This is a genomic window from Anaerolineales bacterium (assembly GCA_037382465.1).
Lineage (GTDB): Bacteria > Chloroflexota > Anaerolineae > Anaerolineales > E44-bin32 > WVZH01.
Genome location: JARRPX010000091.1, coordinates 1 through 10,166, shown reverse-complemented (window position 1 = coordinate 10,166; position 10,166 = coordinate 1). Strand labels below are relative to the sequence as shown.

Genomic DNA, 10,166 nt, shown 5'->3' with positions numbered 1-10,166 from the left:
GCGCGCGGCCTGATCGCGATCGGCAAGCACGCTTAACCCGGGATCAACCGTCACCGTCAAGCGGATCTTTCCACGTGCGGCTTGTTCGGAAAAGCGATCGACAAGTTCGTCAATCACGTCTACGAGCACGGTGGGAACCAGGCGGACGACCTGGCGGCCCGACTCGATCGCGGCCAGATCCAGCATTTCCACGGCGATTTGCTCGAGTTCGTCCACTTCGTGGGCGATTTTTCCCACCAGTTCCTCGGCCACTGCTTTCCCCGCGGGACTGCCCAACGTGTCCGCCAGCAGGCGCAGGGATGTGATCGGGGTGCGAAGCTCGTGGGACAGATTGGCCACCATGTCCTGACGGGCGCGGCTCAGCCGCTGCAGTTCGGATATGTCGGTCAGCGCAAGTCCTGCGCCGTTGGCTACAGCGACGGCCTGGGCGTGGTAAGTCCGGCCGTCCAATTGGATGACACGTTGGAGTTCGTTCGCATGCTGATCGCTCAACGCCTCCTGTGCGAGGTATTCGATCTCCAGGCTGCGGGTGTAACTTATGATGGTCGCTTCTGCATCGAGATCGCCGAAAAGATCCTGGGCCGATCGGTTCGCGTAATGTAAACGCATTTCCGCATCGACGACGAGCAGCAGTTCGTTGCTGGCGTTCGTGGCGGTTTCGAGCCAGTCGAGCATCGACCTGGCCCGCTGCATGCGGTCGGATAGTTCTTGCGACTCCTGGCGGCAGCGGCGCCGGGTTTCGAGGTGACGGACGGCTTCGCGCCGCCAGAGGATGGCCATCAGCAGGACCAGTGCGGCCGAAACGACCACGATCAGCCATTCCATGTTTCAGCCCTCGAAGCGGTAGCCCACCCCGCGGACAGTGCGGATGCGTTCGGGGTCGGAGGGATCCTGCTCGATTTTCTCGCGCAGCCAGCGGATGTGCACGTCCACCGTGCGAGGATCGCCGACGTAATCGTCGCCCCAGACGACGGCGAGGAGCAGGTCCCGTGTGAGCACGGCGCCGATGTTGCGTATCAACGTGGCGAGCAGTGTGAATTCCCGGGGGGTTAGCTGCATTTCCTCCGCACCACGAAACGCCTTGCGGGACACGAGATCGAGAGAGATGTCGTTCGAGACGAGTTCTTTATCGGCCGCGCCGGTGGCGCCGCGCCGCAGGGCGGCGCGCTCGCGGGCCAGGAATTCTCCCAGCGAAAAAGGTTTGACGACGTAATCGTCGGCGCCGGTTTCGAGGCCGATGATCTTATCGGTCTCGGTTCCACGCGCGGTGAGCAAGATGATGGGCACCTCGCTCTCGCGGCGGATCAAGCGGCATACCGTGAGGCCGTCCAGGTTGGGCAGCATCACGTCGAGCACAATGAGGTCGGGGTTGATCGTGCGGGCCAACTCTAAACCGAGTTCGCCTTCACCCGCAGTGTGGACTTCGTAGCCTTCGGCGCGCAGGTTGAGCGCCAGCGTGTCACACACCGTCTCGTCGTCTTCGACGATCAAAATCGTGGTCATCCCGCGTATTATATCGGATTGAGGCTGTAGTAATGCTAACAAACGTTAACATAGGCCCGTTGACCGGTAACGATTTATTGCTTGAGACGTTCGGCCAACGCCGAGTACTGTTTCCAATAGGCATCGAACGCCCGTCTACCGGATGCCGTGCACGAACAAAGCGTGTTGGGGTACTTGCCCTTGAAGCGTTTGACGATCTTGACGTAGCCCGCATCTTCGAGCTTGCTCAGATGAGCGGAGAGGTTGCCCTTGGTCAACCCCGTGGCGTTCAGCAGGTAGGTGAAGTCGGCGTTTTCGCAGGCCGACAGCACGGCCATGATCGCCAGGCGGGAGGGTTCGTGGATCAGGCGGTCGATATTGATGAGATCTTTGATATCATCGGACATCATTCACCTGCGTCTTGAGCAGCAATCGCCCGCCGCAGGGTGAAGATGCCGCTGGCGGATAGCAGCAGCCCCCAGGTCAGGCTAAAGACGAGCGCGGCCTGGGCGAAGGTGAGATCGAGGAAGAGCAGGATTGTGGACAGGGCGCCGCCGATTGCCCCGAGCCAGATGTAGCGCGGGAGATCGAGTTCGTGCCCCATGGCGATCAACGTGTAGCCGAACGACCAGCCGGTGGCCCCCCACAGCATGCGCAGGATGAAACTGTCTTCCACCCAGCCCTGGCGGCGTGCGAGGACGGCGAGCGCCAGACCTGCGACGATGATCACGAAGGAGAGCACGGTCACCCGCCGAGGAACGACCCAACGGGAAGCTTTCACCATGCCGCTCTCGCGCCACAGCCAGCGTTTACGGACGAAATTCATCAACCCCAGCATCCCGATCACGGCCAATGGCGCGATGAACAGCACCAAAATACCCAGCCATGCCGCGCCGCGGCCGTATCTTTCCACCAAATCTCCGATCAGGGTGATCCAGAAGGGTTGAAATACGAGCCAGGCGGCAGCGCCGCTGGTCACGAAGAAGATGGCCAACTGCAAATCACGCAAGCCGTCGGCAAATTCATACCGCCGGGTATCTTGTATCAATCGCTTCACATCCGATGGGGACGTCATCATCCACCTCCAGTGCGTTCTTGTGCGGGCATTATAGCATTTATGGTTTGCAATGTCAACTAGTTTATAAAAATAGATATCTTGTTACGGATAATCCTGCTTGATGCAAAATCATAGCCCGGTGCATCACAAGCCGGCCCTCATCGAGTCTTCCCCTACACCGTCTGTCTTTCGGAGTTCACAGGGTGAGAGCCGTGCATAGGACCATTGTCACGGGAGAAAGATGGATGCCGCTGCGTTAAAGTTATGTATTCGTGTTCGGTCTTTTCACCCAGCGTATATCCCAGATGCAAAGGAGTTCCAAGATGAAGGGCAAGCGAATGTATCTCTACCTGTTGGCAGCGCTGGTACTTGTCGCAGCCGCAGTGACGTTCATCCTGCTCGGAGATCGAGAGGAAGACGTTGTCGAGATCTCCGAGGAGGTTCACCCGACGGAGACATTTACCTCAATTTTTCCGGCAGAATCCTTGACGATCGAAGAATCCGGCGGCGCGACCTTGTTCGTCGAGACCGGCGCGTTGAGTGTGGATGCCGAAGTCACGTTCGAGGATATCGGGGAAGGCGAGCCCTTCGCCGCCGGCAGTCCGTTCAGTCCCGCCAGCGACGAGTTCTTCGTCGATCTTGGGGATGCGGATCAAATCGGTTCGATCCTGGTGAGTGTTCCGCTGAACGACGGCGCCAAGGATGCCGCTCCGGCCGACACCTCCACCTACGCCTACGTCGCCTGGGCCGAACCGAAGGGCAGTTACCCTTCCGTGGTGGGTGTGAAGGTCGTGGGTGACATGGCCACCTTCCCTGTCGTGGGCAAGGGTAAGTACCAGATATTCAAACTCATCGCCCACCCTGGATTGTTGGAGCTGACCACGATCTACGACCCGCTCGCCGTTCCCACGTATCCACAAATGACGCCGGGTTGGTGCAGCCCTACGGCGATGACCGACCTGGTCGATTTCCACCAGGGTGCCTGGCCCGTGGGCGGCTTCGGCGCCGTGTGGGGTGAATCGAGCAACTGGTATCTGGCCGGTAAAGCAGGCCAGCCTTTCGATAAGGGCTTCTTCTTCCATTGGCTGCTCGGCGCCGGCGGGTACAGTGTGCCGGCGGACGTGAAGCAGAGTTTTTCTACCGGCGACGTGGAGGTCATCATCTGGAACTGGAAGGCGGCCGTCTGGACCGAACTCAGCTTCGAGGAATTGGGCTTCGTGAAGCACGTGGATTACGACTATGCGGAATATCTCTTCGACGCCTTTCAGGCCTACGTGGAATACTACGTCTGGGGCACCGCCATGCCGCGGCGGCCGGTGGCCTGGGGGTCGAGCCTGGCCGGCCACAGCCGCATCATCACCGGCAGCGACGGCACGGTGCTTTTCTACAACGACCCAGGATCGGGATCGCTCAACAGCACACGCTCATGGGCGGACTACCATCAGGCGATAATGGACAGCCTTACCGCCGAAAAGATCGAAGTGATCGACACCGTGGTGTTGTTTGCCGAACCTCAGCCGACAAACCAGCGCCGCGGCGTGCTCTGGCTGCTGCCCAGTTCGGGCGGTTTTCCGGGCGCGGTGGCCTTGATCGCCGGAGACACCGGCCAACCGGCGACCAACTGGGTCTGGGGCGGCGATATGGGACACGAGAAGGGGTATTATTACACCGACTTGCGCGGCGTCCTGCCCAGCGATCCAATATTCGACGTTCAGTTCCAGGCTTTGGATTATTACGATGAGGTCGAGTTTGGGTTCGAGGTGTTCAACATATCCACGGGAACGTACAACTACCACGTAGACGTGATCTTGCAGAACGAGAACTTGAGCGTGCTGCAGAACGTAGGTCAGTATGAGGTGGCTGCCTATCCGGGCACGCGCGTGGACATCGTGCCTGCCGGCAGCGTGCGTCTCTTCGACCTGCCGCCAGGGCTCTACACGCTCAAGTTCGTGCTGCTGCAGGACGGGCTCTATCAGGACGTGAAGTACGTGCAGTTCCGCGTGGCCGAGACGGACCTGATCGACCTGAACCCCTACGGGGTGCTGACCCAGAACGCCTTCTGCCGCAAGGGCCCCGATCCGGTCTTCGACGACGTGACTGCATTCGAGGCCGGGACGGAGCTGACCTTGCTCGGCGTGAATCCGGAAAGAACCTGGGGCAAATTCGAGACGACGATGCACGAGATTACCGTCCAATGCTGGATCGCCTTGAGCGTAATGGAGCTGTACGGTGGTGAGGATGCGCCGATTTTGGCCGTTCCTGCATTTCCCGAGATACCGGCGGAACCGGTGTGCGTGAGCACGCTCGACCGTGCGGCTTGTGGTGATGCGGGCGGCACCTATTCCCCCGACGATGGAGGCTTCTGCCGCTGCCCGGCGGAGTGAATCCGATCGAATTCAAACGAGAAAAGCCCCGGGTTATTCCCGGGGCTTTTTGATTCCTGTATTCGGCTAACAGGTCAAATCCAAATGTCGGCTTGTGCCGTCAGCTCGCCGCCGGCGTCGCCGGTGTTGATCGTTCCGGCCGGTTCGACGAGCAGCGCCCGGCATTCCTTTTCGGCGCGCGGCCGGTGCTCGATTCCCTGCGGAACGACGATCATCTCCCCGGAGCGCAGCACGACGGGGCCGTCGCGGAAGTCGATGGCCATCTCGCCGTGCAGCACGATGAAGACCTCGCCGGTGTCGGCATGCTTGTGCCAGACGAACTCGCCCTGCAGCTTGGCCAGCTTGAAGTGAAACTCGTTCATCTGGGCCACGAACTTCGGGGGCCATTGTTCCGAAGAAATCGTCAGTGTTGGTTTACTTGTATCTGGCTTCGACATTCCGAATTCGTTTCTTTCGTTTATGCCGATCCGATGATTATTCGGATCATTCAATCTTACACTATCGATCGTCACAGCACGTTCTATGATTAGGAAGAGAAGAACAGTATGTCGGATGAATGGGGCAAAATAGCCGTCCCTGTCACGATGGTATAATCTGAAGCGTCAACCTGAAAACGAGGTATCATTCGATGTCATCGATGATCTTTACTATACGATTGTGATCCCGTTTTTTGAGGATGGATAGGGAAATGCGGGCAAGGAACGAAGTGTATCGCCCTTATCCTCATTTCCTGCGGTATGTCTGAGTATGAATAGAAGTTGATATTCACTACCATTTTCGAATATGTATCGCGGAGTTTACGTTGGTTGAAGCATTGAAACGAAGTTGGACATTCATTACACTGGCAATCATTTCGGTTGGAACCTTTGTCGTACTCATCCTAATGGGCATATGGCCTGTTTCGCTTGACAACCCATTTAATAAATACGCCTATGTTGCACATGCTCTGGGTAGCACTGATGATGGAACGACAATGACAAACAGTCTCGACGCTTTTGAAACTTCATACGCCAGAGGGTTTCGCATTCTCGAGGTTGACCTTTTACGACTAAGTGATGGGACAGTGATTGCTGCACATGATGGGACCGAAGAGCATTACGGGTTGACGGGGAGTTTCAGAGATATAACCAAAGATGATATCGAGGGGTTGGCATGGGACGGGCGCTATCCTCTGCTGACGAGTCAAGATCTTATTAATCTCCTTCGCAAGCATAAAGATGCTTACCTAATTCTTGACACCAAGTGGGATCATCTAAAAATCTACGAAACGATTGTCCATCAAGCTCCTCCGAGTATTTTGAATCGGATGATCCCACATATTACAGAACAGTGGGATTACGATGAGATCCGTAAGATGTACAGATTTCCATGGTACATGCTGGCACTCGTGCGAACGCAATGGTCGGGTGAGTTCGATGATGATGAAGTGATTGAATTCGTGACGAAAAATGATATCCCAGCGGTCATGATGTGGTGGCAAGAACGGGACCAAAATCTCTCTCTCGCAGAAAATTCAAGGCAAAAGCGAAGATATACACCCGAGTTCGTTACGGCGCTGCGTGCAGTAGGTGCTGTGCCTTACGTACACAGTCTTTCATCTCCGGACGAAATTGAAAAATTCCGCCGGCTCGATATCGGCGTCTATTCGAATGGATACATAGGGGATTGATCTGAGGAATCCAACATGCATCCAGTAGCGGCTTTGCATTAACACGGCATTGCAAGACGAATGGTTTTATATCCAGACATCTTTCTCCGCCGTCAGCTCGCCGCCGGCGTCGCCGGTGTTGACCGTGCCGGCCGGTTCGACGAGCAGCGCCCGGCATTCCTTTTCGGCACGCGGCCGGTGTTCGATTCCCTGCGGAACGACGATCATTTCCCCGGGACGGAGCTCGACGGGCCCGTCGCGGAAGTCGATGGCCATCTCGCCGTGCAGCACGATGAAGACCTCGTCGGTGTCGGCATGCTTGTGCCAGACGAACTCGCCCCGGAACTTGACCAGTTTGAAATGATACTCGTTCATCCGGGCCACGATCTTCGGTGACCAATGTTCCGAAAAGGAAGCCAGTTTCTCGTCGAAGTTGATAGCTGAGGGTTTCACGTCTACCTCCACGATGCCGGCGCGTGTGTCAACGGGGTCATTATTTAACCGATCTGCATGCCTAGAAACCACACGCCTGCATGCTGTGTGATCTCGCCCTTTCGCAGACTCAATGGCTTGTTAAAGAGAGGCCCATCCGTTACGATCGTATGATATTCGCCAGCCTCTCCCGAGAGATCGATGCCCGCCTGTTCGAATTCGACAAGCAAATCATCATCCAGTACGCGCCCGAGGAAACGCTTTCCCAACCTATCATCTTTTACGGCGATGATCGTGGCCTTGAATCCAAGTTCGAAAAAGGTGCGCAGCAGTTCTTCGCGGGGTTGCTGCCACAAGGGGATGTATGCCTGCATCCCGGCTTGCTGCGAGACCTTCTCTTCCCAGGCGCGATTCTCTTCGAAATCGATGTCACCAAACACGCTCGCCCGCGCACCTTCGTGCGCTGCGGCGCGCAGCGCCGCAGTGAATGCCGCCTCGTATTCGTCCCAGGACGCCTGGGCAGTGATCAAGGGGATTCCCATTGCGTCGGCTTGCGCTTGCAGAACCTGCAGCGGAAGGCCATGCGAGCGCGAGCGCCGGCCATGCTCGTCCAGCATCGTCAGCAGCGCCTGAGGGACGCCGCCATGTTCGATCGCTTGCCACAGCGCCAGGCAGGAGTCCTTTCCGCCGCTCCAGGAACACACGAAAGGGGCGTTACGCAGGAGTGAGATTTCCTCGGGTTTCGATTTCTTGCGTTCTGATTTCACAAACCGTCTTCGCCTCCTGTGTGGGAGAGTTACTGTGAATCTGATCGATTGTGTTCGGAATTCGACGGGTTGTTTCACCTGATCTGCTTTCACCCCAACACACGTATTTAATCATATTCTGTGCATCGTTGGTGAATGGCGCCGAAAAGCAAATGGGTACGAGTGGGTGGTGAAAATTTAGATACTTTTTCCTTCGATGCCGTTACCCGCCTGCGAATTCAGGCGCTGACCAGAATGAATCGAAGATGGAAGGTCAACAGGGCTGTCCTAAGTGAGACAGCCCTGAAAAGAAAGCAGATTTCATAACGCGTGAGTGTTACCGATAGCAGTTTTCTTCCTGGGTCACGGAAATCCGCGCTGATGATCCAGCCTCGTTGTACGCTTCCACCGAATAGACGTGATAGTATTCAGACGTGAGTGTGTCCTGGTAGCTCGTAGCATTCGCCGACAGTTTGGCGATCAACTTGCCATCCCGATAAACCCGGTATCCCGTTTCATCGTCAGCTTGATCTGTCCAGCTCAGCGTTACCACGTCTTCCTTACCGCAAACCAATTCCGCGTGTAGGCCGGTTGGTGCCGCCGGTGGTGTAATGACTTCGATGGTTACCTTGGCCTCCCCTTTGGCGATGCGGTAATCATCGGCGTTGAAATTGATATGGATTGGGGCAAGCTGGAAGTCCGGGAGTTCAACGTCTGTTTCCTGTAAAGTAATCGTTGGCTCTTCGTAAGATTCCTGGTCAGATTCATCACTCTTCGTGGAGTCCGCCTCGCCTCGACCCGGGTAGTAAAAGTGGAACGGTGCGCTCACGGAAACACCGCTGTGGAAATTCTCGGCGTAGGCATACACCTCGCCTTCTAACCAGTTGAACTCGTAATTACCGGTGCATCCATTAATGTTGGTCTCGATGGATGTCGACATGGAGGTCATGCGCACGGTTTGTGCCGTGTCGCCTGGGCCAGCATCGATTGGGTTCTCGGAAAGCAGGTAAGCCGTCTTGCGTTGACCGTAATTCTCACTTACACAATCGACCGTAACCTCACCGATGATCTTGACGTTTATCACACCTCCGTCTTCGTCCTTGGCGATGGCGGTGAATGTGATTGTATCTCGCCGGTCAACAGCGCGCTCCACATAGTCGCTCTCGCTGGTGAGCACGATCTCCTCTTCACCCGGAATGAGTACACTCAACGAGATCGTAGGTGGCGTATCATCCGCATCCGGTACCGTGATATTCTCGCCACAGGCGGATAGAAGCCATGTACAGGTCAGGATCAGAAGGCAGAGCCTCCGCAGCGTATTTGTTGTTTTCATCTCCCATGGTCCTTTCTGCGGCTTCGAAGCTCGCCGCGCCGGATGAATTATAGCCATTCCATTGTCACATTGGCAACATCGGTGATGTGGAACGTATCTCGATGATCGATTGTGACATTTCCCCGCTACCGCTTCAGGAACAGAGGAAGGGGGTGTCGTCGAGGGGTGGTGTTTCTTCTGTCGTCGAGGGGTGGTGTTTCTTCTGATTTTTGATGAGTCATGGTTGCCTCCAACAATGAGTGAATCTATTTAAACAGCGCTTCATCCCCTTTCTCCTTCCCCGCCGGCCGTGCGCCCTTCCTCCTTTTGCCGCTTCCCGAAAACCACTTGCGCCACAGCGCTGGTGCGTCGGGGGACTCGGCGCCGTGCGGGGTGTGCCGCGAACGCACGCGGCAGAGCACGGGCGTGTTCACCGCCTCGCCGGCCACGATCACCTGGCCCTTGGTCAGCGCGGGCAGCTCGCGCAGCAGCTCGCGACCCACGGTCTCCACGCTCTCGGCCACGCGCGCCTGGTCGATGGGGTTGACGATGCGCAGCAGGAACTGCGTGTTGCACTGCGAGAGGGCATCGGGATCCAGGCGTCCCGGGCGCTGGCTGATCAGGCCCACCGCCAGGCCGAACTTGCGCCCTTCGGAGAGCACCTGCTTGAGCACCTGCGTGCTGACCACGTCGGCCGCGGCCGGGGCGAAGTGATGCGCCTCCTCGATGAGGATGAAGACCGGGTAGGGCAGATACAACTCGTCGTCCTCGCCCACGGCGCCCTTCTCGGTCTGGGTACGGGCGCGGAAGGCGCGCCGCAGCAGCGTGGCGACCATGATCTGCTGCTGGCGCGAATCGACCTCGTCCAACTGCAGCACCGAGCAGCGGCCGGGCCGGAAAAGCTCGGCCAGGTCGAGGTGTTCGAAATCGTCGAATATCGCTGCGCCCTTGATCACGCTATCCAGACGCCAGATGAGCGCATCGGCCGTGCCGGCGTAGCGGTCGTCCGGCGCTTCGTCTTCGCAATCGCAGCCCTCGCCCAGCTGGCGCAGGCGGAGCTGCAGCTCGGCCACCGTCCAGCGGTCGGGTTTGCCCTGCTCCTGCA

11 protein-coding genes are annotated in these 10,166 nt (G+C 57.3%); 2 read left to right on the top strand and 9 right to left on the bottom strand.

The features are described 5' to 3' along the window. From P8Z34_16205 to P8Z34_16190, 4 genes are all read right to left on the bottom strand, one after another. Positions 1-825: histidine kinase dimerization/phospho-acceptor domain-containing protein (locus tag P8Z34_16205; protein MEJ2552216.1), on the bottom strand; the 825-nt coding region annotated here is incomplete at its 3' end. 3 nt (positions 826-828) lie between these two features. Beyond that, positions 829-1,503 (bottom strand): response regulator transcription factor, encoded by a 675-nt coding sequence (locus P8Z34_16200; protein ID MEJ2552215.1) that lies wholly within the window; start codon positions 1,501-1,503, stop codon positions 829-831. A 74-nt stretch (positions 1,504-1,577) separates the two neighbouring features. After that, positions 1,578-1,889, bottom strand: coding sequence for a transcriptional regulator (locus P8Z34_16195; GenBank protein MEJ2552214.1), 312 nt, complete (start codon positions 1,887-1,889; stop codon positions 1,578-1,580). After that, positions 1,889-2,557, bottom strand: a complete 669-nt coding sequence (locus tag P8Z34_16190; protein MEJ2552213.1) for a hypothetical protein — start codon at positions 2,555-2,557, stop codon at positions 1,889-1,891. Before P8Z34_16190 ends, P8Z34_16195 begins: the two co-directional genes overlap by 1 nt. A gap of 305 nt (positions 2,558-2,862) precedes the next feature. On the opposite strand from P8Z34_16190, the gene P8Z34_16185 reads away from it, so the two are divergent. After that, positions 2,863-4,923 (top strand): hypothetical protein, encoded by a 2,061-nt coding sequence (locus tag P8Z34_16185; GenBank protein MEJ2552212.1) that lies wholly within the window; start codon positions 2,863-2,865, stop codon positions 4,921-4,923. A gap of 74 nt (positions 4,924-4,997) precedes the next feature. On the opposite strand, the gene P8Z34_16180 is transcribed toward P8Z34_16185, so the two are convergent. Beyond that, on the bottom strand, positions 4,998-5,360 hold the full coding sequence (locus P8Z34_16180) for a cupin domain-containing protein (protein MEJ2552211.1): 363 nt from the start codon (positions 5,358-5,360) through the stop codon (positions 4,998-5,000). Between the two features lie 365 nt (positions 5,361-5,725). On the opposite strand from P8Z34_16180, the gene P8Z34_16175 reads away from it, so the two are divergent. After that, positions 5,726-6,592, top strand: coding sequence for a glycerophosphodiester phosphodiesterase family protein (locus tag P8Z34_16175; protein ID MEJ2552210.1), 867 nt, complete (start codon positions 5,726-5,728; stop codon positions 6,590-6,592). 66 nt (positions 6,593-6,658) lie between these two features. Here P8Z34_16175 and P8Z34_16170 read toward each other — a convergent pair whose 3' ends face one another. From P8Z34_16170 to P8Z34_16155, 4 genes are all read right to left on the bottom strand, one after another. Continuing rightward, complete coding sequence (locus P8Z34_16170; GenBank protein ID MEJ2552209.1) at positions 6,659-7,024, bottom strand: cupin domain-containing protein; 366 nt, start codon at positions 7,022-7,024, stop codon at positions 6,659-6,661. A gap of 44 nt (positions 7,025-7,068) precedes the next feature. Further along, complete coding sequence (locus P8Z34_16165; GenBank protein ID MEJ2552208.1) at positions 7,069-7,770, bottom strand: diphthine--ammonia ligase; 702 nt, start codon at positions 7,768-7,770, stop codon at positions 7,069-7,071. A 316-nt stretch (positions 7,771-8,086) separates the two neighbouring features. Next, positions 8,087-9,082: a hypothetical protein gene (locus P8Z34_16160; protein ID MEJ2552207.1), complete on the bottom strand. Its 996-nt coding sequence runs from the start codon at positions 9,080-9,082 to the stop codon at positions 8,087-8,089. Positions 9,083-9,327: 245 nt separating this feature from the next. Continuing rightward, the coding region (locus P8Z34_16155) for an ATP-binding protein (protein MEJ2552206.1) at positions 9,328-10,166 on the bottom strand (839 nt) is incomplete at its 5' end.

Coding starts and splice junctions, on each gene's coding strand:
- P8Z34_16200 (MEJ2552215.1), bottom strand. CDS start 1,503: ATGACCACGATTTTGATCGTCGAAGACGACGAGACGGTGTGTGACACG.
- P8Z34_16195 (MEJ2552214.1), bottom strand. CDS start 1,889: ATGTCCGATGATATCAAAGATCTCATCAATATCGACCGCCTGATCCAC.
- P8Z34_16190 (MEJ2552213.1), bottom strand. CDS start 2,557: ATGACGTCCCCATCGGATGTGAAGCGATTGATACAAGATACCCGGCGG.
- P8Z34_16185 (MEJ2552212.1), top strand. CDS start 2,863: ATGAAGGGCAAGCGAATGTATCTCTACCTGTTGGCAGCGCTGGTACTT.
- P8Z34_16180 (MEJ2552211.1), bottom strand. CDS start 5,360: ATGTCGAAGCCAGATACAAGTAAACCAACACTGACGATTTCTTCGGAA.
- P8Z34_16160 (MEJ2552207.1), bottom strand. CDS start 9,082: ATGAAAACAACAAATACGCTGCGGAGGCTCTGCCTTCTGATCCTGACC.